Origin of the sequence: Pantoea sp. sgz302252, assembly GCF_042610525.1 — a bacterium.
Lineage (GTDB): Bacteria > Pseudomonadota > Gammaproteobacteria > Enterobacterales > Enterobacteriaceae > Erwinia.
Genome location: NZ_JBHDVM010000012.1, coordinates 66,802 through 87,908 on the forward strand (window position 1 = coordinate 66,802; position 21,107 = coordinate 87,908).

A 21,107-nucleotide genomic window follows, 5' to 3' on the forward strand; every position below is an offset into this window, starting at 1 on the left:
TGCGCGGCACGCCGCAGTAAACAGGCGAAAAAAAACGCCGCTCAACGAGCGGCGTTTTTATTTATATCAAGCGAGTCAGGCAGGATCCTGGTTATCCCGCAGCAGCCAGTCTCCGCTGGCTATCCGCTGCTTGCCTTCTACCGAACGCTGATAAACATAGAGCCAGGCGCTGCCGTAAGGCGTTTGCATCAGCTCGCGTTTATACTCGCCGCCTTTGGTTCTGAGCGCGTCCAGCTCGCCCAGCGTCGAGGCGTCTACCCGGTAGACCTCACAGTAAACCTGGCCGCTACCCGCGACGACGCCGGGATAGTGGCCCAGGTTGTATAACTCGTAGCCGTCGATCAGATGATCGCCCAGCCACTGCCCGTTGGTCATCCAGTGACTGTTGCCTTGCTTGCGTCTCAGGCTGCCGTAGACAATTATTCGCATTGCTAGAACTCAAACTGATAAAGCACATCGAGGGCCTGGTCTACGCCAGACACCGCTTCCAAATAGAGTTTAGGCATCAGGCGATAACGCAAGGTTAAAGTCGCCAGTGAATCAAATATGCCAACACCATATTTTACCTGTAGACCTGGCAGTACGTAGCCGCTGACCTGAACCTGCTGGCTGTCGCCGACGCCCGCCGTGTCCAGCGCCAGGTTACTTACGCCGAAGGTCTCCCCGATTTTACCCACAACCTGCCCACTTTGTGCAAGCCCTAATCCCACAAGCGCCGAGGTTAATGCGCTGCTGTCGCTGCCCGTGGCATCCAGGCCCTGTCCGCGCAGCAGATAAGAGAGCGCTTCCTGCTGCGACATGGCCGGATCGGAGAAGACCTCCGCTTTCGGCTCGTCGGCAAGGCCGGTAACGCGCACGCCTGCCGTAACGTCGTCTTCTGTGGCTTCCGGGTTACGAATTGCCTCGATATTAAGGTAAGGCTGATTCGCCGGGCCGGAGAACTGCAGCTCGCCTTTACGCACGATCAGATCCTGGCCGTAAGCGTGGAAGCGCCCGGAAGGAATGTTGATCTGACCGTTCAGGCCAAGCCCGCGCTTATCCTGCGCCAGCTTAAGATCGCCGTTCAGCTTCGCTTTCAGGCCAAAGGCGCTGAGCCGCACATCGTCGCCGACATGGATAATCAGGTTGCTGTTAATGGGAATAGCGGTGCTTTTCGGTGCAATTGGCTTGAGGTTCTCATCCAGCAGCACTTCGTCCGAAGAGACGCCCACTGCGCTTTCTGGTACTTCCTGCACCGTGACTCGCGCCCAGGGGATATCGACACGGCCGTTCAGGTTAAACGCCTGCGGCGTCGCCTCAAACTCCAGATCCGGCGAGACGTCCATCCGGATCATTGGCGGCACCGTCACGCGGATTTTACTGCCCTTAGCGGCAATGCGTGCGCGCCAGGCATCCAGCTGCGCCCAGTCCGCATCGCCGCTGAGCGCCAGCTGCCCTTGCGAAGTCTCAATCAATCCCTGTAGCGTCGAGCTCATGCCGTTAAACACCATATTCAGGTTGGCCCCGGTCAGATCGACCGGCATAAAGCTGCCGTCCACATCCACGTTCTTCAGGCCGAGCTGGCCGTAAACCTGCGGTTTTTGCAGGCTGCCGCCCAGGCGCAGCGCGCTGTTGAGCATGCCGGCCACTTTTTCGCCCTGCATCAGCGCCGGGTTAACCAGCGCCAGGTCGATGTTTTTGATATTGACGTTGCCGGACAAGCCGCGCTTGTTCTGCGGGTCGCTGATCTGCACGTTGCCGTCCAGCTGGCCGTTTTTCGCCAGGCGGATCAGCCAGTCCAGCTGGGCGCGGCCGTTACGCAGCGCCGCATTCAGGTTCAGCGTATCAAAGGCTAATGGCAGCGTGTTGCCGTCTACGTCCTGGGCAACCTTCACACCGTTACCCTTCAGCGAGACGCGGCCCTGCGGCAGGCCGCCCTCTTTTGTCCAGCTGACGTCTGCATCGCCGCTAAAGACGCCGCTGAGCTGGGTTTCCTCTGGCAGGAACGGCTTCACCATTGCCAGATCAAAGCGGTTCAGCGTCACTTTCGCATGGCCGGACGGGCCAGCCTCAATGGTTTGCGGCACGCAAAGCTCGGCGTTGGGGTTTTGCCAGCAGTGCGGGCCAACCGAAACCGTCTGGCTGCTGTTGAGATAGTCCAGCGCGATAGCGCGCGTCAGGCGCCATTCACCCACCGGCGTATCGAAACGGGTGTTGTTCAGCGTGCCGCGCCAGCGCTGCTGGCTGCGATCGAAGCTGCCGTTGAGCTGTAGCTGCCCGGAAACCGGCTCGCCGTTGACCGTTAGCTTCAGCTGGTGCGCTTTTTCATCGCCGCTGGCATCCAGATCCAGCCGGTCGATCGCCAGCGAATCCTGTTTCAGCCGATCCACTCGCAGCGCCACTTTGCCCTGGATTTGCTCGCCCGATTTCACATCGCCCTGTAGCAGCACGCGAGCGATGCTCATCGCTTGCCAGCGTAAGCCTGTGGCGGTGAGATCGGCCAGCAGCTGCGGAGTTTTCAGATCGCCGCGCGCCTTGATGGTGCCTTTTGCCACGCCGCCCAGGCCCGGCAGCGCGTTGTCCAAATGCTGCGCATCAATATCGGCGTCCAGCGCCAGCTTGTCGCCAAGCGAGCCTTTCAGATCGATATTGTTGCGACCAAGCACCAATTTAATGCCGGGAATATCCCACTGGTTATAGCTGTTGCCGTAGAGCGAGCCATCCGCGCTGACCGCGTTCTGCTTAACGTTGCCGCGCAGCTTCAGCTCCGGTACTCGCATCTGCCAGCTACCGCCATACAGGCTGCCGCGCGTGGTAATTTTGCCTTCCAGCTTCGCGGGCCAGTCCGGATATTGCCGTGCGGTGTTAATGCCGTTAAGCGTCAGCTCGCTGCGCCAGCTGATCGCCTTGCTCCAGTCCACCAGCGCTGTCAGATCCGTGGTGCCTTCCAGCGCCGCCAGCCGCAGCTTATCCAGCGAGAACTGCTCCACGTTGCCTTTGCCGTCCAGCGTCAATGTGGCAGGCGGGATCTGCTGGCCGCGCAGCGCGGTTTTCAGCGACATTACGTAGTCTGTGGCTTTGCCTTTAAAGCTAAAACTGAAGTTATCGGCCTGGTACTGCGTTTCACCCGTCAGCGGCCAGCGTAGCTGCGCGCTTTGCAGCGTCATCGCCAGTGGCAGACCCGCTTCCGCCAGCTGCGTCTGCGCATTCAGCTGCGCTCTGACCGGGCCGGAAAGGTTTAGCGCCAGATCCAGCTGCTCGCGCAGGCCGCCGCCTACGGTCATTTTGATCTTCTCGCCTTTGATCGGATCGACGTTAAGCGAGCTGGTCAGATTGAAGTTCACCGGCCAGTTGGCGGCAAGCTGCGCCTGGCCGCTGGCGTTAAGCTGGCCCTGCGGCGAATCCACATCCAGGGTCTCCAGCCGCAGCAGGCGATCCTGAGTTTGCGCCTTCACCAGCAGGCGCGTAATAGCGATATCGGTATCGCCCGTAATGCGTAGCTGCTCGCCGAGAATCTGCTGAATATTCACGTCCAGCGGCATTTTAAAGTCGGGCAGATCCGGCAGCAGCGGCTTAGCGAACATCTCCTTCAGCGTTTCGCCTAATGGCGGCTCTTCTGCTTTGGGCTGCTCTATTTTCGGCTGCACGACCTGTTCATCTGCTACTTTGGCCGCCTTCGGCAGCGCGATCAGCAGCCCCTGAATATGGGTCGGCGTTAAGGTCAGCGCGCGCTGCTGCCAGCCGAGGCCGGAAGTAAAGTCCGCCAGAGAGATCGCCGTATCGTCTACTTTGACCGTGATGTTATGCAGCGCCAGACGGCGCAGCGTAATGGGATAAGGCGTGCTGAGATCGCCGGATGACTCATCTTCTTTGCTTTCCGGCGCGGCCGGCCCCAGCTTTTTGCTGTCTACCACTACGCTGGCATCTCGTAGCGCCAGGTCGTTAACGCAGAAAGCTCTGTTTTTCAGGCAGCCCAGATTCAGCGCCAGATGAAATTCGCCGGCGTTCACCGTGACGCCCGGCATCTCATACTGCACGCCCTTCAGGGTCAGGTTGCGCCAGCCGCCGCTGACTTCTTTGATCGCCAGGCCCGGCACCCAGCGGGCCGCACCGTTCAGCACTAAATGCAGGCCGGTGGTGGTGCCGATTAAAAACGCCACGCCGCCCAGCAGGACGACCAGGAAAATCAGGATGCCAATAAGGACCTTTTTCCAAAGCTTCATAGTTCAGGCCCCAAACCGATATAAAACTGAATGTCACGATCTTCGCTGTCGCCGATCGGGCGGGCGATATCCAGCTTGATCGGCCCAACCGGCGACTGCCAGCGCACGCCGAAGCCTGCGCCGGTTTTAAAATTGCTCTGCTTGATGTCGTTAACCGCTTCGCCGGAATCCACGAATACCGCGCCCCACCATTTGCCGGTCACGTTGTACTGGTACTCTACCGAGCCTGTCGCCAGCTTTGAGGCGCCGGTCAGCTTGCCGTCATCGTCGCGCGGCGAGATGCCTTTGTACTTGTAGCCACGAATGCTGCGGTCGCCACCGGCGAAGAAGCGCAGATCGGGCGGTACGCGATCAAAATCATTGGTTTCTATCCAGCCAAGGTTGCCGCGCAGCACAAAACGGTGTTTATCCGCCAGCGTGCGGATCCAGACGTTTTGCGCCTGCACCACGGCGAAATCGATATCTGAAGCCCAGGTAGTGTCGGAGACATCCAGCGAGTAGCGCTGCGAGTCGCCCCATGTCGGCATCAGGCCGCCGCGCGAGCGGGTGCGGTTAATGCTGACGCCAGGATAGATCAGCATGGTGGTATTGGTGACGTTACCCTGAGTAAAGTGATCCAGGCTCCAGTGCAGGTTAATAGCGCGCTGCCAGCCGGTAGAGGATTCCCAGTAGCGCGAAGCGGCCAGCGTGGTGGAATCCGCTTTAGTATCGTTGAGATCCGTTCTTTTCAGGCCGCCCTGTAGCAGGTAGTACTGTTCCACCGGATTTTTCAGCAGCGGAATTTTATAGCTGAAGTCGAGCTGCTGCTCCGGCGCGGAAATATTGGCGCTGGTGGTGAAGCTGTGGCCGTAAGAGTTTACCCACGGCCTTTTCCACGTCGCTTTCACCCTTGGCCCGACATCGGTAGAGTAACCTACGCCTGTCTCGATGGTATTTTCCGTGCGCGGGCTGACCACACCGTGTAGCGGCAGGATTTTGCTTTTACGCGCCTGGTCGAACTGCGGCGCCACCACTACGGAGTTAAACCAGCCGGTTGAAGAGAGCCGACGGTTCAGCTCTGCCAAATCTCGCGAGCTGTAGTAGTCGCCCTTTTTAAAGGGCACCAGATTTTGCAGATACTCTTCGCGGATTTGCGAGCCTTCAAAGCTGACGTCGCCGAAGCGGTAGCGCTGGCCGCTGTCGTAATCGATATCCCAAAACGCCTCGCGCCGCTCGACGGAAACGCCCAGCTGGCTTTTACGGTAGTCGCCGTCGAAGTAGCCCTTGCGCAGCGCCAGGTTGCTGAGCGAGCTTTTAAAGCTGTCATAGTCGCCGTGATTAAGTACGCCGCCGATTTTGCTTTTACCGCTACGCACCAGCGTTTGATAATCTTCGTCGGTGCGGGCTTCGCCGCGAATAATCACCGTTTCGCCTGCCAGCTTCACCGGCTGGCCGGGATCGACTTTGGTCAGCAGCACCGGTCTTTTACCGCCCGCAGGCGGCGGCTGTAGCTCAAATTCAATATCCGGCTCGTAGTAGCCCAGCGCCTTAAGCCCTTCCTTAACCGCTTCGCTAACGCGCGCGCGAAAACGCCCATCGGAGGTGACTTCCTCGCTGGAGATGGTGGACAGTCTCGCCCGCACGTTTTTTTGTAGTTCCCCGGTCAGGCCTGTGACCTGCAGGCGCACCGTGGCCGCCTGAGCGACGGGTGCGGCTGCGATCAGACCTAACATGCAATAGACGTGAATTCGTGGCACGCTAACTCCTGATATTATTGCCGCCCTCCAGATGGGCGCAACGGCTGAATCTTCCCAATGGCCCGCTTAAGCATGGCAACTTTTTACGGGCTCAGCGGCTCTTTTTATTCGAAAAGCCGAAATTTGCGTTATTGTGTGCAAACAATCGCCAGGTTACAACCGGCTATCGTATGGGAATGTTACGCCAGGTCAGCTTAGTCCCCATACTCGGATAAATCTCACTGCACCGGCCGCGTAGCGCCGCAATTGTAAGCAATCTTCACCGCGGCTATAATCCACAGCAGCGGCCGGATAGCGGCCAGCTTAACAGTTTTCTGCTCCGGTTAACGGCGCAGACATTTTTGGCACGGATAGCCCGTCGCCGCCGAAGGATACAGGAAGTACGCCGCGCCATGCGCTGCCCAGGCCAAAAATGACAGGTAATCAACTTAAGGCCTGCTTTAGCGCGCTTTCCACCGAAAGCGCCCAAACCGGCCATTTAATGGATGTTTTATGTTAGACAGCTTGCTTGTCATCTTAATGCTGATAGCCATCAGCTCGTTTTTTTCACTTTCAGAAATCTCTCTGGCAGCCTCGCGCAAAATCAAGCTGAAGCTGCTGGCGGACGAAGGCAACATCAACGCGCAGCGCGTGCTGAAAATGCAGGAAACGCCCGGCATGTTTTTTACCGTGGTGCAGATTGGCCTCAACGCCGTCGCCATTCTCGGCGGTATCGTCGGCGATTCCGCTTTCTCGCCCGTGTTCCGCACGCTCTTCGACCGTTTTACCGGCCCGGTACTGGCGGAGCAGCTAAGCTTTATTGCCTCTTTTACCGTGGTCACCAGCCTGTTTATCCTGTTCGCCGACCTTTTCCCTAAGCGTTTAGGGATGATCGCGCCGGAAACCATCGCGCTAAAGATCATCAATCCTATGCGCCTCTGCCTGTTTATCTTCCGGCCGCTGGTGTGGTTCTTTAACGGCGGCGCCAATATTATCTTCCGCCTGTTTAAAATCCCGCTGGTGCGCAAGGACGATATTACTTCAGACGATATCTATGCCGTGGTAGAGGCTGGCGCGCTGGCGGGCGTGCTGCGCAAGCAGGAGCATGAGCTGATCGAAAACGTCTTCGAGCTGGAGTCTCGTACCGTACCTTCCTCCATGACCTCGCGCGAAAACGTAATATGGTTCAACCTGCACGAGGAAGAGGCAAGCCTGAAGGAAAAGATTGCCAATCATCCGCACTCCAAGTTCCTGGTCTGTAATGATGATATCGACCATATCGTCGGCTACGTGGATTCCAAAGAGCTGCTGCTGCGCGTGCTGGGCAACCAGAGCATGGCGCTGAACAGCGGCGTACAAATTCGCTCGGCGCTGATAGTGCCGGATACGTTAACGCTCTCAGAAGCGCTGGAAAGCTTCAAAACCGCTGGCGAAGACTTTGCGGTGATCATGAATGAATACGCGCTGGTGGTAGGTATCATCACGCTGAACGATGTCATGACCACGCTAATGGGCGATCTGGTCGGTCAGGGCATGGAAGAACAAATCGTGGCGCGCGATGAGAACTCCTGGCTGGTGGAAGGCGGCACGCCAATCGACGATGTAATGCGCGTGCTGGATATAGATGAATTCCCGCAGTCCGGCAACTATGAAACCATCGGCGGCTTTATGATGTATATGCTGCGGAAAATCCCCAAGCGCACCGACTTTGTGAAGTTCCACGGCTATAAGTTCGAGGTAGTAGATATCGACAGCTACCGCATCGATCAGCTGCTGGTCACCAGAATTGACGAAACCAGACAAGGCGCGGCCGCCGTGCTGAGCAAAATGGTGGAAGAATAAAACAGAAAAGGCGCGAAATTCGCGCCTTTTTCTTGATGCCCAACCTTAGTTGAACTCGGTCTGTAACCGCAGAACCTGGCGGTTCACTTCTGACATTACGCTGTAGTGCTGCTTATCTTTAATGCGTGGGATTAGGATTTTACCTTTATCAAACTCAAACGCGCCTACATCTTTGATGTAGATCCGGCCACGGAACAGGGTTTTGACGTATTTCGCTACCTGCAGCGGATTATAGCGCTGAAAAATCTTCATGTTACAACTCCTGAGAGAGAATACGTGCTGCGTCGTGTCCAGACTTGGTACGAAGCTTTGCAGCACAAAGTGGATACACTATAGACCAGGTTTCACTTCCAAAATTCTTAAAACCGAATTTTTTTACTGTTTTTACACATCATGACAGTAGGCTCTTTCATCCTGACGCAGGCGAACAGTATAAACCTTTGCATCTGGCGAAATTGTGCGTCGTGTTGCAAAGTTGTTATGCCCCGGCGACAGGTGCATCATCCACGTTTATTATTGCAGGAACATGACTAATGAGTTTTTTCGCGCCATGATAATTTTCCGCCTGCCGCTATTGCTGTTTACGCTGCTCTCTCCGCTGCTCGCCAATGCGCATAATTTTGTCGCGGGCGAGCGCGTGCCGCCCGTTGGCATCAGCGATCGGGGCGAACTGCGTTATCAGCAGGACGAGTTCGATTATCGCAACTGGAACAGCGCGGCGCTGACCGGCAAAGTAAGAATAGTGCAGCATATTGCCGGTCGCGCCTCTGCTAAAGAGAAAAATGCGGCGCTGATTGAGGCAGTCAAAGCTGCCGGTTTCCCGCGCGATCGTTACCAGACCACTACGGTGATCAACACCGATGATGCAATTCCCGGCACCGGCATGTTTGTGCGCAGCAGTATTCAGAGCAATAAAAAGCAGTATCCCTGGTCGCAATTCATTGTCGATAGCAAAGGTAACGCTAAAAAGGCCTGGGGGCTTAAGGATGAAGGCTCGGCAATCATTGTGCTGGATAAAGCGGGAAAGGTGCGCTTCGTTAAAGATGGCGCGCTGACGCAGCAGGAAGTGCCGCAGGTGATTGCCCTGGTAAGAGCTCTGTTACGTTAGGCAATAAAAGCGCCGCCTGAAGAGGCGGCGCCCGGCCTCAAAAGATTGAAACGCGGAAGCCCGGGTTCAGGAAAGACTCGCGCGGCGCATAGTCCAGCGTTTTCCCCTGCCAGTCATGCACGTGCGCGCCCGCCGCGATAGCTACGGCATGGCCTGCGCCGGTATCCCAAATGTTCGTCGGCCCAAAGCGGGGATAGAGCTGCGCTTTGCCTTCCGCCACCAGGCAAAATTTCAGCGAGGAGCCGATGGCGATGGTCTGGTGTTCACCCAGCTGGCTGAGATAATCCTCCAGCTCGCTATCTGAATGCGAGCGGCTGACCACCACCAGCGGCGGACGCGCTTCGCGTACGTGGATCTGCGTTTTTATACCGCCCTCTTCTTTCCATGCCTTGCCGTCGGCGGCCGAATACATCACCTGCATCACCGGCGCATAGACCACGCCCAGCACTGGCTTGCCCGCTTCAATCAGCGCAATGTTCACGGTAAATTCGCCGTTGCGCTTGATAAACTCTTTGGTACCGTCCAGCGGATCCACCAGCCAGTAACGCTGCCAGTGCTGACGCACTTCCCAGCCCGGAGGATCTTCCTCCGAAAGAACCGGTACTTCCGGCGTTAGCGCGGCAAGGCCCTGCAAAATGACTTTGTGCGCGGCGATGTCCGCTGCAGTCACTGGCGAATCATCGGATTTAGTGGAGACGTCAAGCGGCGCCTGACCATCGTAGATCTGCATGATGGCAACGCCTGCCTCTCGTGCCAGCTGGCATATATTCTCTAACATTTTCCACCCCTTGATTGGCGAGCTGACGCTGGCGCCAGCGCTCTCTTGATCATAGTCGATGGCGAAACCTGGATACCCCAGGATCCGTCAGCGCTTAGTTATCAATAGCATAAATTATTTTATAGCGCAGGCGCTGCTGTTTTTTCTCTGATTGACCCGGCATCGGGGTCAATGATTCAGCCTTTCGCCGGCATAAGAGGAAAATATTTGTAGCTGGTCACATATCTGTGAGACAGAAGGTATTAGTTTCACAAAACTTTGCGACGTTAGGAGCTCAATAAGGTAAGGAGAAAAAATGATTAAGCCCGTTATGACGCTTGGCGCTCTGCTGGTTAGCTGCGCGCTGCATGCAGCCACGGTGGATTTCCGCCTGCTGGAAACCACCGATCTGCACAGCAATATGATGGATTTTGACTACTACAAGGACACGCCCACGGAGAAATTCGGCCTGGTGCGCACCGCCACGCTGATTGAGTCGGCCCGCAAAGAGGCGACGAACAGCGTGCTGGTGGATAACGGCGATATTATTCAGGGCAGCCCGCTGGGCGATTACGTCGCGGCTAAGGGTTTGCAGCAGGGCGAAATCCATCCCGTTTATAAGGCGATGAATACGCTGGATTACACCGTAGGCAACCTGGGCAATCACGAGTTCAACTACGGCCTGGACTATCTGCAAAAAGCCATCAGCGGCGCCCGCTTTCCCTATATCAACGCCAATATTATCGATATCCACAGCGGCAAGCCGCTGTTCCGGCCTTTCCTGATTAAGACGGAGGAAGTCAGGGATCGCCAGGGCGGCAGCCATCAGCTAAAGGTCGGCTATATCGGCTTTGTGCCGCCGCAGATCATGATTTGGGATAAGCAGAACCTTAGCGGCAAAATTACCGTGGAAGATATTACCGAAACCGCCCGCAAGTGGGTGCCGGAGATGCGCAAACAGGGCGCGGATCTGATAGTGGCCATCCCACATTCCGGGCTTTCCAGCGAGCCGTGGCACGCGATGGCGGAAAACTCCGTTTACTATCTCAGCCAGGTGCCGGGCATCGACGCCATTTTGTTTGGCCACGCGCATGCGGTTTTCCCGAGCAAGGATTTTGCGGCGATTAAGGGCGCGGATATCGCTAAAGGCACGCTGAACGGCGTACCGGCGGTAATGCCGGGCATGTGGGGCAACCACCTCGGCGTAGTCGATCTGGTGCTTAACAATGATTCGGGCCGCTGGCGAGTAAGCGAGGCGGTCGCTCAGGCGCGCCCCATCTACGATACGGCGGCGAAAAAATCGCTGGCGGCGGAAGATCCGGCGCTACTTAAGGTGATGGCTCAGGATCACCAGGCCACGCGCGAGTTTGTCAGTAAACCGATTGGGAAAGCATCAGACGTGATGTACAGCTATCTGTCGCTGATTCAGGACGATCCCACCGTACAGATAGTGAATAACGCGCAGCGTGATTACGTAGAACATTTTATTCAGGGCGATCCGGATCTGGCTAATCTGCCGGTGCTCTCCGCCGCTGCGCCATTTAAAGCAGGCGGCCGGAAAAACGATCCTGCCAGCTATGTCGAGGTGGAAAAAGGCCCGCTGACGTTCCGTAACGCGGCGGATCTCTATCTTTATTCCAATACGCTGGCGGTAGTGAAAGCCAGCGGCAAAGAGGTCAAAGAGTGGCTGGAGTGTTCAGCCGGCCAGTTTAACCAGATCGATCCTGCCAGCGCAAAGCCGCAGTCGCTGCTTAACTGGGATTTCCGTACCTATAACTTCGATGTGATCGACGGCGTCAGCTATCAAATTGATGTAACCCAGCCCGCCCGCTATGACGCGGAATGCCAGCTCATCAATGATAAAGCCTCGCGTATCCGCGATCTGACTTATCAGGGAAAGCCCATAGATCCCGAGGCGACCTTTTTGGTGGCGACCAATAATTATCGTGCCTATGGCGGCAAGTTCGCCGGAACCGGCGAAAGCCATGTGGCTTTTGCTTCTCCGGATGAGAACCGCGCTATCGTAGCGGCCTATATTGCGGCGCAAACAAAGGCGCATGGTGAGGTTAATCCGCAGGCCGATAATAACTGGCGGCTGGCGGCTATCGGCACTAAAACGCCGCTGGATATTCGCTTTGAAACCTCGCCGGATAAAAAGGCGGAAGACTTTATCCGCGAGCGCGTGCTTTATCCCGTCAGCAAAACCGGTACGGATAGCATAGGCTTTGCTATTTATCGCGTGGACTTACAAAAGCAGTAAATTGAGGCGTACCGGAAAGCCCGCAGGCTTTCCGGTAGCCCTGGCTATTACAGGATTTCCAGCAGCTCGACTTCAAACACCAGGGTGCTGAATGGCGGGATAGAAGCCCCGGCGCCGCGCTCGCCATAGGCGAGGTTCTGTGGGATAACCAGCTCCCATTTTGAGCCTACCGGCATCAGGGTCAGTGCTTCGATCCAGCCTGGGATCACGCCGCTTACCGGGAATTCAGCCGGTTCGCCGCGCGCCACGGAGCTGTCGAAAACGCTGCCGTCAATCAGCTTGCCGGTGTAGTGAACGCGCACGCGATCCTGGCGGGACGGAATAGCGCCGTCGCCCTGTTTGATCACGCTGAACTGCAGGCCGGATTCGGTGCCGCTCACGCCATCGCGCTGCGCGTACTCTTCCAGGAATTTCTGGCCTTCTGCCGCCATCGCCTGCTGGCGCTCACGACGAACCACATCGGCACGCTCATGCACTTCGCGCAGCGCGCGGTGCACCACATCCACAGGCACAGCCGGAGAGTTCCCTTCCAGCGCGTCGCGCAGGCCAGCCAGTAACGCTTCTGGCTGCAGGCCCTGCAGTCCGGATTCCAGCAGCTGCTGGCCAACCTGTAAACCGATACCGTAGCTTGCCTGGGCTTCTACGCTGTCTAAAGAAGGGGTAGTCATGGATTTTCCTTTACTGGTGATAAAACTGAGCACGAAGCATAACAGCGCTGGCTACAGGGGTAAAACGCCATCTTCTCCGGATGACATTTTCAGCGTAAAAGGAAACAATACTGCCGTACCGTCAGCGGCATAAAAGCCGCACGGAGAGTGCGCTATCAGCTATATTTCAGTAGAGGTCAACATGGGGCATATTGCCCGTAGACGAAGGAAACGCCCGCCGCTTTCAGCTTTGTTACAGCGGTATATTTCATTCGCGCGAGGATCGCGCAAGGAGGACGACGCCATGCCTGCAACTAAAGCGTCATCAGCATCACGGTGGTTTAACCGGATCTGGCACCTGACGGACTCAGCGCGCTGGATGGATCCACTGCCGCCCTTTCACCGCCGCGGCATCGTTCTTGCCAGCGCGCTGGTGTTGCTGGCCTTTCTCTGGCCTTCGCCGCGCCAGCCGGAGCAGCCGTCGCGCCCCGTTAATATAGAGCGCACTACCACGGATGTGCCGCTGCAGGCGGAGCTCAGCGATCCTGCAGATACGCAGCCCAAAGGTGATGCCCAGGGCGAGTGGACGAACTATCAAATCGCTTCCGGGCAAACGCTGGCGCAGCTGTTCCGCGACCATAACCTGCCGGTTAACGATGTTTTTGCTATGGCTCGCGTAGAAGGCAGCGGCAAGCCGCTAAGCAACCTACAGGCGGGACAGGCGGTCAGGATCAGGCAGAATTCTCACGGCGTAGTAACGGGCCTGGCGGTCACCACCGATCAGGGCGAAATCCTCTTCACCCGGCAGCCGGACGGCGCTTTCCTGCAGGTTCACCAGGCCACAAAAACAAAAACGCCGGCACAGGGCCGGCGTTTTTAAGCAGCAGCGAAGCGATTAAGCTTCAGCAACCACGTTTACAGTCAGTTTAGCGAAAACTTCGCTGTGAACCTGGAAGTCCACTTCGTGCTCGCCAGTGGTGCGCAGAACACCGTTTGGCAGACGCACTTCGCTCTTGGCTACTTCAACGCCGGCTGCAGTTACAGCGTCAGCGATGTCGCGAGTACCGATGGAACCGAACAGTTTACCTTCGTCGCCTGCTTTAGACGCGATGGTAACGGTGCCCAGTGCATTGATTTTCTCAGCGCGAGCGTTAGCAGCGGACAGAACGTCAGCCAGTTTGGCTTCCAGCTCTGCACGGCGTGCTTCGAAGAACTCAACGTTTTTCTTGGTAGCAGGAACAGCTTTGCCCTGTGGTACCAGGAAGTTACGAGCGTAGCCCGCTTTAACGTTAACCTGGTCGCCCAGGGTGCCCAGGTTTGCTACTTTATCAAGCAGAATAACTTGCATTACCTTATCCTCTTAAAGTCGTTAAATGACAACAGCCGTTACTGATGACGATCGGTATACGGCAGCAGAGACAGGTAACGCGCGCGCTTGATAGCACGAGCCAGCTGACGCTGGTATTTAGCGCGAGTACCAGTGATACGGCTTGGTACAATCTTACCGCTTTCAGTAATGTAGTTTTTCAGCGTTGCGATATCTTTATAGTCGATCTCTTGAACGCCTTCCGCGGTGAAACGGCAGAACTTGCGACGACGGAAATAACGTGCCATTTGGCTAGTCTCCAGAATCTATCAATTCAATCTGCTCGGCATGCAGCACCGTTTTATTCAGTCCATTGCGCCCTTGATGGCTGCTGATGAAGCCTGAAACGGTGATCGGCGTGCCGACCGTTATACTTTGAGTAATGGCCTGATGGGCTTTGCCGCTGATAATCACCGGCATCCGACACCAGGCTTGCCGGGTAAAACCGGCTTCCACCTGCATAGATTTGTGCTCAAGCACGAACTGGCAGTGTGGAATACCTGAGGGGCTTACTTTACGCATCGGCGTCTTGCACACGGTGCCAGACAGCGTCAGCCGATTAGCCGCCACGGTAATTACTCTTCAGAATCCCCAGCATCTGCTTCTTCTGTGGTTTCGTTAGCAAAATCTTCACGACGCTCGCGGCGCTCGTCTTTCGCTTTAACCATTGGAGAAGCTTCAGTTACCGCGTGCTTAACGCGCATAACCATGCTGCGGATAACGGCGTCGTTGAAGCGGAAGTTAGTTTCCAGCTCATCGATCGCTTCCTGCGGCGCTTCAACGTTCAGCAGAACGTAGTGTGCCTTGTGCAGTTTGTTGATCGGGTAAGCCAGCTGACGGCGGCCCCAGTCTTCCAGGCGGTGGATCGTACCTTCTGCACCGGTGATGGTGGCAGAGTAACGCTCGATCATGCCAGGAACCTGTTCGCTTTGGTCAGGATGAACCATAAAAACGATTTCGTAATGACGCATCGAATTTGCTCCTTACGGATTATTCAGCCTCCTGTCAGGGTCAGCCGCGGCCCATGGAAGCAAGGAACGTGTTTGTGTGCGGCTGAAAAATTGACGCGTAATCATACTGACGGCGGTGGGGAAACTCAAGGTAAAGTCGCGGCTCAGCGTAAATTATTTGTCAGCTTTGGTCAGGCCGCGTCGAAAGAGAAAAAAATCAGCGATCTGGCCACATGAAGCGGGACGGTAAAAAGCAAGAATTACTAATACACTTTATCGCCAGCCGCGCTAAACTTAACAGGTTATGACAAGACCCTGACGCCCGGCGCCAGATTTGTTACCTGATTGTGGAGTTGGATCATGAAAACCATCGCAATCGCCACCTTACTCGGACTCGTACTTTCCACCCCCGCTCTCGCCAGTGATGCTGGCTGCGCGCAGCAAGTGAAAAGCCTTACCAGCAAAGCGGCGAACAGCTACGTCTATATTAACCGGATCGATACGCCAGCAAGCCAGCCGACGGACAATCCCTCGGTAACCGCTCCTGCGACGCGGCGGCTGGTTCAGCAGCTCTGATAAGGACGCTATAAATGACGTTTGAAAAATGCCGTCGCGGCCTCCAGCGCCAGCGGCGTGATGCGATGCCCGACGCCCGGCTCCGTTAAAAACGTCAGCCGGGCATCGAGCTTCGCCTCTTTTAGCGCCCGTTCCAGCCGCAGGCTTTCCGCCGCAGGCACCACTTCATCCGCTTCGCCATGCCAGACCAGCAGCGGCCGATCGGCGAGTTTTTCCAGCTGATGGCTAACCTCGTACGCCGCCAGCGGCGCTATTCTCTGCGCAAAAGCCTCCTCTGGCGCATCGCTCGCCAGCGGCGGAAATAGCGTATGGGCCAGCGACATATAATAGCCCGATCCCATCAGACAGGCGACGCAGGTAAATTGTGGATAGCGCGCCATAGCGCCCAGCGCTGTCATACCGCCCATTGAAGCGCCCGCCGCCGCGATACGCGTTCCTTCGATAAGGTTCTGCTGGCGTAGCGCAGCTTCCAGCAGCGGTGCCTCATCAATATTGCTTTTGAGGATTTCCCAAAAGCGGGTAAGACGCAATTCGCTGTCGTCGTTGTAGCGCGCGCCGTGCATATCCGCATCAGGCAAAATAACGCGGAATCCCGCCTGCGCCAGCGCTACGCCGAAATAGCTGTAGACCTCTTTTGACGAGGCGAAGCCATGCCAGAAAATAACCGTAGGCAGCGGCTGCGCGCTTTTACCTGCTGGCGCGGCATGCAAACACTCAATACCAGCGAAAAATTCCGTACTGACTTCAATCATCGCTTTCCCCTTAAGTTATTGCGCTACAGGTTATAAATACAAATAGCCAGCTAATCATGCTGTTATTTGAGTTTATTGCTTATTTCGTTGATCTGTCTGCTGAATTCGCCACTAAATATTTCCTGGCGCCCGCCGTTAACCGTTATGACCCCTTCTTTTAATTAACAGGCTTTATTATGAAATTTCTCGCATTTGGGCGCTGGAGCCTCGGCGTTAAGCTATCGGTGATTACCTCACTGAGCGTCGCCGCGCTGTTTTTAGTTTTAACCCTGGCGCTAACCAATAACGCGTCAAATCAAATGCAGGCATTAACGCTGGAAAATATGGAAAACCAGGTCGACGGCATCGGCGATATGGCGACTATGTTTAACAGCACGCTGAGTGAAGAAGTCGCCAACTATACCGCGCTTTTCCAAAGCTTTTTGCCAAAACAGTTTACGCTGGATACTACGCAGCGCGTTGCTATAGGCGCAGAGCAGGCACCAGTGCTGCGCGCCGGAGACAAAACGCTTAACCTTGATGAAACCCTGGTGGATGATTTTTTCCAGCGTACCGGTGCAATTTCGACGATTTTCGTCCGTGACGGCGATGATTTTCTGCGCGTATCGACTTCATTAAGAAAAGAGAACGGCGATCGCGCCATCGGCACCCGTCTCGATCGTAACGCGCCCGCCTGGAAACTGGCACAGCGCGGAGAAATTTTCCAGGGCGTTGCCATGCTATTCGGCAAGCGCTATATCACTCAGTATCAGCCGGTAAAAGACGCCAGCGGCCAGGTTGTCGGTATTCTGTTTGTCGGCGTCGACATCACCAAACAATATGCGCTAATCCGCGAAAAAGTGCTGTCGAAAAAGCTGGGCGAAAGCGGCCATTTTTCGGTGCTGAACGATGCCGAAGGTAAAAGCCGTGGCCAGTACGTATTCCATCCTGAACGCGAAGGCCAACTGCCAGCCTGGTCGGAAGCGACCCGCCAGCTGCTGCTAAGCCAGAACTCTGGCAAGGTAGAAGTTCAGGGCGCAAATGGTGAAACGCAAATCATGGCCTGGCACCATTTGTCGGACTGGCACTGGGTGATCCTGGGCGAGGTGAATAAAGCCAGCCTGCTGGCGCCGATTGAGCACACCCGTAATCTGTTCCTGACGCTGGGCGCGGCGCTGGTAGCGCTCTTCGCGCTGGGCTTTATCACTACTACGCACCGCTGGGTCAGCAAGCCGCTACAGCAGGTCATTGAACTGGCCGAGCACTATTCCGCAGGCAACCTGCAGGCGACGCTGGAAACCCAGCGCCATGATGAAGTGGGTAAGCTGATTGTGGCTATCAACGGCATCGGCGACGGTTTGGATCGCATCGTTTCCCAGGTGCGCGAGGCCGCCCAGGATATCAGCAGCGGCACCGACGCTATTGCTTCCAGCAGTGAAAACATCAGCGAGCAGATCACGCGCCAGGCGGCCAGTGTCGAAGAGACTTCTGCCAGCATGGAGCAGCTAAGCGCTACCGTAGCGCAAAATGCCGCTAACGTTTCCCAGGCACTGACGCTGGTCGGCGAGGCGGCAGCGGCGGTCGGCAAAGGCGGCGAAACGGTTTCACGCTCTGTGGTGACCATGACCGATATCAAGAGCGCTTCACAGAGCATTGCCGATATTACCCATGTGATTGAGTCTATTGCTTTCCAGACTAACATTCTGGCGCTTAACGCTGCGGTAGAAGCTGCTCGCGCAGGCGAACACGGCAAAGGCTTCGCGGTGGTTGCGGCGGAAGTCCGTGCGCTGGCGCAGCGCAGCGCCACGGCGGCTAAAGAGATCGATGGCCTGATTGAAAACTCGCTGAGCAAAGTCGTTCAGGGCCATAACCTTTCCGAGCAAACGCGCCAGTCGATGGAGGATATCGTTGGCCGTATCGAGCAGGTTAAAGTGCTGATGAGCGAAATCAACGTTGCTTCCAAAGAGCAGTCGGCGGGCATTGGTCAGGTGAATATCGCCATGAACCAGATTGGCCAGGCGACGCACGAAAGCACCGAACTGGTCGCCACCTCGGAATTAACGGCGCAGGAGCTGAGCCGCAAAGGGCATCACCTCACCGACCTGGTGCAGGTTTTCCGCGTTAAGGCGTAAAACGGTGGGATAGCTTACACTTGAGGCAGTCCATCCGGAGGAGCTGCTATGCGTAGGTTATCCCTGTTTTTCCTGCTGCTGCTTGCAGGCTGTAGCCAGTTTCAGACCAGGCCGGAAGCGCCGCCGCCGGTAAAAGCACAGGCGCAGGAAATTAACCGCGCGCAGAGTATGACGCTAACGCGGCTCGGTACCGTCAGCGTCTCAGTACGCGGTTCGCCGGATGATGCCGAACGGGCTATCGCCGCGAAGGCCAACGAGGCTGGCGCGAAGTTTTATCTGATCCAGATGGTCAGCGAAACGGTGATGCCAGGCCGCTGGTACTCCACGGCGATCCTGTATGGCCCATCAGCTTCCGCCGGTAGCGCGCAGTAGCAAACGCTGGCAGACTTTTTCCGGCAGCGGCGAAGGCCCGCGCAGCTGGCGGCACCAGGCATCGGCGAGGCAAGGCTCCAGCTGAGTCATGACCTGCACGCCGCAGGCCAGGTTGAATAAGCTTTCACACAGCACGCGCGCCTGCGCCTCCTGCGGATGGCGCAGCAGCAGCTTCAGCTGTCGCCAGGCGCTGTCAAAGTAGCGGCTCTGCCCTTTTACCGCCTCAAACTCTTTAGCCAGCAGCTCAATGGCGGCTGGCTGCTTGCTCAGGACGCGCAGCACATCCAGGCACATGACGTTGCCCGCGCCTTCCCAGATACTGTTGACCGGCATTTCACGATAGATCCTCGGCAGCTCGCTCTCTTCACAGTAGCCAATACCACCCAGCGCCTCCATCGCCTCCGCCACAAAGCTGATACCGCGTTTGCAGACCGTGTGCTTCGCTGCTGGCGTAAATAATCTGCTGAAAAGCCTGCCCGCCTCGCCGCTTTCCGCTGACCAGACGCCCGCCAGACGCATCAGCATCGCCGTTTGCCCTTCCAGCAGCAGCGCCTGAGAGCAGAGCTGCTGGCGCATCAGCGGCTGATCGATCAAATTTTTGCCCTGTACCTGCCGTTGATGGGCATGATAAAGCGCGATGGATAAGGCGCGCCGCATCATGCTGTGGCTCGCCAGCGCACAGTCGAAACGCGTGTAGCCGCCCATTTTTAAAATCTGCCTGACGCCTTCACCTTCTTCGCCAATCAGCCAGCCGCTGGCGGCGAAGAACTCTGCCTCGCTGCTGGCGTTGGAACGGTTGCCCAGCTTCTCCTTCAGTCTTTCCAGCCGTATCGCATTGCGGCTGCCGTCCGGCAGCAGGCGCGGCAGGAAAAAGCAGGAAAGGCCGCCTTTAGCCTGCGCCAGCACCAGATGCGCATCGCTTTGCGGCACCGAGAAAAACCACTTATGGCCGGTAAGGTGGTATTCACCGTCGCCAACGAATTCAGCGCGCGTGGTATTGCTTAGCACATCGGTGCCGCCCTGTTTTTCGGTCATGCCCATGCCGATCAGCAGGCCCCGCTTTTGCTCGCCCGGCTGCGAATGCGGATCGTAACGATCGGAAAGCAAAGGTGCCAGCCAGCCGCGAAAAGGTGCGGGAAGCTGCGCTTTTAGCAGCGGAATGGCGCCAAAAGTCATGGTGACGGGGCAAAGCGTGCCCGCTTCCACCTGGGCATGCAGCATAAAGCGGGCGGCGCGGGCGACAAAAGCCGCTGGCGGCGCGTTCTCCTGCCACGGCAGATTGTGCACGCGATTGCTGCACAATCCCTGCATCAGCAAATGCCAGGCGGGATGAAAGCGCAGCTCGTCCAGCCTTTCGCCGCGCGGATCGTAACGCAGCAGCTCTGGCGGATAGCTATTGGCCAGCCTGCCCAGCTCCAGCGATTCGGCACTGCCCAGCTGCTGCCCGACCGAAGCCAGCAGATCGCTGTCCCAGCCCGCGCCTTCGCGCAGCACGGCTTCGCGCAGCGGCGTGTCGGAGAGAAAAAGGTTGCTGTTAGCCAGCGGTCGGGGCTGATTGAAAACGCTATGGGTGCTTTCCATCCTGACCTCCTTCTTTAAGCACACCCTCAGTATGCGAAACAGAGCCGGAGAGGCGAGAGGCAGAAGAGAATTTCGGGGCGCGGATCACGCCCCGGAGAGATTATTTCGCGCGCTGGCGTACAGCCTCGAACAGGCAGATGCCGGTGGCGACCGACACGTTCAGCGAGGAAACGGTGCCCGCCATAGGGATGCTGATCAGCTCATCGCAGTGTTCACGGGTCAGGCGGCGCATGCCTTCGCCTTCCGCGCCCATCACCAGCGCCATCGGGCCGGTCATTTTGCTCTGGAACAGCGTATGGTCAGCTTCGCCCGCCGTGCCGACGATCCAGACGTTGGCTTCCTGCAGCATACGCATAGTGCGCGCCAGGTTAGTGACGCGGATCAGCGGCACATGTTCCGCCGCGCCGCAGGCCACTTTTTTCGCCGTCGCGTTCAGCTGCGCAGAACGGTCTTTCGGCACGATCACCGCATGGACGCCAGCAGCATCGGCGCTGCGCAGGCAGGCGCCCAGGTTATGTGGATCGGTGACGCCGTCCAGGATCAGCAGGAAAGGCGTTTCCAGCTTCTCCAGCAGATCCGGCAGGTCGTTCTCCTGATACTGGCGGCCAGCCTTAACGCGCGCCACTATCCCCTGATGCACGCCGCCTTCGACCTGGCTGTCCAGCCACTGGCGGCTGGCGACCTGGATCACAATACCCTGGGCTTCCAGCGCTTTTACTACCGGCTGCAGGCGACGATCGTCACGGCCTTTAAGGATAAAGACTTCCTGAAAGCGCTGCGGATCGCTGTCGAGCAGCGCCTGCACGGCGTGGAGTCCAAAAACTATTTCACTCATTCACTGTTACTCAACTGGTCATTTCATGCCGCA

Annotated in this window: 21 protein-coding genes; 8 read left to right on the top strand and 13 right to left on the bottom strand. The window is 56.9% G+C overall.

What is annotated here, in order from left to right; all coding sequences use genetic code 11:
* Window positions 1-75: 75 nt before the first annotated feature.
* Genes ACETPC_RS19160 through ACETPC_RS19170 form a run of 3 tightly spaced genes read right to left on the bottom strand, consistent with a single transcriptional unit; the run spans window position 76 to window position 5,914 of the window.
* On the bottom strand, window positions 76-429 hold the full coding sequence (locus tag ACETPC_RS19160; protein ID WP_380184081.1) for a gamma-glutamylcyclotransferase: 354 nt from the start codon (window positions 427-429) through the stop codon (window positions 76-78).
* Between the two features lie 2 nt (window positions 430-431).
* The gene (locus ACETPC_RS19165; RefSeq protein WP_380184082.1) at window positions 432-4,202 is read right to left on the bottom strand and encodes a translocation/assembly module TamB domain-containing protein; all 3,771 of its coding nucleotides are present in this window, start codon (window positions 4,200-4,202) and stop codon (window positions 432-434) included.
* The gene (locus ACETPC_RS19170; protein WP_380184126.1) at window positions 4,199-5,914 is read right to left on the bottom strand and encodes an autotransporter assembly complex family protein; all 1,716 of its coding nucleotides are present in this window, start codon (window positions 5,912-5,914) and stop codon (window positions 4,199-4,201) included. The genes ACETPC_RS19165 and ACETPC_RS19170 overlap by 4 nt, the downstream gene beginning before the upstream one ends.
* A gap of 516 nt (window positions 5,915-6,430) precedes the next feature.
* On the opposite strand from ACETPC_RS19170, the gene ACETPC_RS19175 reads away from it, so the two are divergent.
* Complete coding sequence (locus ACETPC_RS19175; RefSeq protein ID WP_380184083.1) at window positions 6,431-7,759, top strand: hemolysin family protein; 1,329 nt, start codon at window positions 6,431-6,433, stop codon at window positions 7,757-7,759.
* Window positions 7,760-7,804: 45 nt separating this feature from the next.
* Here ACETPC_RS19175 and ACETPC_RS19180 read toward each other — a convergent pair whose 3' ends face one another.
* Window positions 7,805-8,011: a DUF1107 domain-containing protein gene (locus tag ACETPC_RS19180; RefSeq protein WP_246760837.1), complete on the bottom strand. Its 207-nt coding sequence runs from the start codon at window positions 8,009-8,011 to the stop codon at window positions 7,805-7,807.
* Between the two features lie 298 nt (window positions 8,012-8,309).
* Between ACETPC_RS19180 and ACETPC_RS19185 the strand changes: the two genes are divergently transcribed.
* Window positions 8,310-8,867, top strand: coding sequence for a YtfJ family protein (locus tag ACETPC_RS19185; RefSeq protein WP_380184127.1), 558 nt, complete (start codon window positions 8,310-8,312; stop codon window positions 8,865-8,867).
* 37 nt (window positions 8,868-8,904) lie between these two features.
* Here the strand turns inward: ACETPC_RS19185 and cysQ are convergent, their stop codons facing one another.
* Window positions 8,905-9,645: a 3'(2'),5'-bisphosphate nucleotidase CysQ gene (cysQ, locus tag ACETPC_RS19190; RefSeq protein ID WP_380184084.1), complete on the bottom strand. Its 741-nt coding sequence runs from the start codon at window positions 9,643-9,645 to the stop codon at window positions 8,905-8,907.
* 295 nt (window positions 9,646-9,940) lie between these two features.
* Between cysQ and ACETPC_RS19195 the strand changes: the two genes are divergently transcribed.
* Complete coding sequence (locus ACETPC_RS19195; RefSeq protein ID WP_380184085.1) at window positions 9,941-11,884, top strand: bifunctional 2',3'-cyclic-nucleotide 2'-phosphodiesterase/3'-nucleotidase; 1,944 nt, start codon at window positions 9,941-9,943, stop codon at window positions 11,882-11,884.
* Window positions 11,885-11,931: 47 nt separating this feature from the next.
* Here the strand turns inward: ACETPC_RS19195 and fklB are convergent, their stop codons facing one another.
* On the bottom strand, window positions 11,932-12,552 hold the full coding sequence (gene fklB, locus ACETPC_RS19200) for an FKBP-type peptidyl-prolyl cis-trans isomerase (protein ID WP_380184086.1): 621 nt from the start codon (window positions 12,550-12,552) through the stop codon (window positions 11,932-11,934).
* A gap of 283 nt (window positions 12,553-12,835) precedes the next feature.
* Here fklB and ACETPC_RS19205 point away from each other — a divergent pair, with 283 nt between their 5' ends.
* Complete coding sequence (locus tag ACETPC_RS19205; protein ID WP_380184087.1) at window positions 12,836-13,411, top strand: OapA family protein; 576 nt, start codon at window positions 12,836-12,838, stop codon at window positions 13,409-13,411.
* Window positions 13,412-13,426: 15 nt separating this feature from the next.
* Here the strand turns inward: ACETPC_RS19205 and rplI are convergent, their stop codons facing one another.
* Genes rplI through rpsF form a run of 4 tightly spaced genes read right to left on the bottom strand, consistent with a single transcriptional unit; the run spans window position 13,427 to window position 14,868 of the window.
* Complete coding sequence (gene rplI, locus ACETPC_RS19210; RefSeq protein WP_380184088.1) at window positions 13,427-13,879, bottom strand: 50S ribosomal protein L9; 453 nt, start codon at window positions 13,877-13,879, stop codon at window positions 13,427-13,429.
* Window positions 13,880-13,917: 38 nt separating this feature from the next.
* A complete protein-coding gene (rpsR, locus tag ACETPC_RS19215) occupies window positions 13,918-14,145 on the bottom strand; it encodes a 30S ribosomal protein S18 (protein ID WP_000135199.1) in 228 nt (75 codons plus the stop codon).
* A 4-nt stretch (window positions 14,146-14,149) separates the two neighbouring features.
* Complete coding sequence (priB, locus tag ACETPC_RS19220; protein ID WP_380184089.1) at window positions 14,150-14,467, bottom strand: primosomal replication protein N; 318 nt, start codon at window positions 14,465-14,467, stop codon at window positions 14,150-14,152.
* Between the two features lie 5 nt (window positions 14,468-14,472).
* On the bottom strand, window positions 14,473-14,868 hold the full coding sequence (gene rpsF, locus ACETPC_RS19225; protein WP_380184090.1) for a 30S ribosomal protein S6: 396 nt from the start codon (window positions 14,866-14,868) through the stop codon (window positions 14,473-14,475).
* Between rpsF and ACETPC_RS19230 the strand changes: the two genes are divergently transcribed.
* Both ACETPC_RS19230 and ACETPC_RS19235 read left to right on the top strand, forming a co-directional pair.
* Complete coding sequence (locus ACETPC_RS19230) at window positions 14,860-15,084, top strand: hypothetical protein (RefSeq protein ID WP_380184091.1); 225 nt, start codon at window positions 14,860-14,862, stop codon at window positions 15,082-15,084. The two genes, rpsF and ACETPC_RS19230, sit on opposite strands and share 9 nt — an antisense overlap.
* Window positions 15,085-15,207: 123 nt before the next feature.
* The gene (locus tag ACETPC_RS19235; protein ID WP_380184092.1) at window positions 15,208-15,423 is read left to right on the top strand and encodes a hypothetical protein; all 216 of its coding nucleotides are present in this window, start codon (window positions 15,208-15,210) and stop codon (window positions 15,421-15,423) included.
* Between the two features lie 8 nt (window positions 15,424-15,431).
* On the opposite strand, the gene yjfP is transcribed toward ACETPC_RS19235, so the two are convergent.
* Window positions 15,432-16,175, bottom strand: coding sequence for an esterase (yjfP, locus tag ACETPC_RS19240; RefSeq protein WP_380184093.1), 744 nt, complete (start codon window positions 16,173-16,175; stop codon window positions 15,432-15,434).
* A gap of 176 nt (window positions 16,176-16,351) precedes the next feature.
* Here yjfP and ACETPC_RS19245 point away from each other — a divergent pair, with 176 nt between their 5' ends.
* Window positions 16,352-18,286, top strand: a complete 1,935-nt coding sequence (locus ACETPC_RS19245; RefSeq protein WP_380184094.1) for a methyl-accepting chemotaxis protein — start codon at window positions 16,352-16,354, stop codon at window positions 18,284-18,286.
* A gap of 48 nt (window positions 18,287-18,334) precedes the next feature.
* On the top strand, window positions 18,335-18,658 hold the full coding sequence (bsmA, locus tag ACETPC_RS19250) for a biofilm peroxide resistance protein BsmA (RefSeq protein ID WP_380184095.1): 324 nt from the start codon (window positions 18,335-18,337) through the stop codon (window positions 18,656-18,658).
* Here bsmA and ACETPC_RS19255 read toward each other — a convergent pair.
* Window positions 18,632-20,239 (bottom strand): isovaleryl-CoA dehydrogenase, encoded by a 1,608-nt coding sequence (locus ACETPC_RS19255; RefSeq protein ID WP_380184096.1) that lies wholly within the window; start codon window positions 20,237-20,239, stop codon window positions 18,632-18,634. The two genes, bsmA and ACETPC_RS19255, sit on opposite strands and share 27 nt — an antisense overlap.
* Window positions 20,240-20,339: 100 nt before the next feature.
* The gene (rlmB, locus tag ACETPC_RS19260; RefSeq protein WP_380184097.1) at window positions 20,340-21,074 is read right to left on the bottom strand and encodes a 23S rRNA (guanosine(2251)-2'-O)-methyltransferase RlmB; all 735 of its coding nucleotides are present in this window, start codon (window positions 21,072-21,074) and stop codon (window positions 20,340-20,342) included.
* Window positions 21,075-21,107 lie beyond the last annotated feature (33 nt).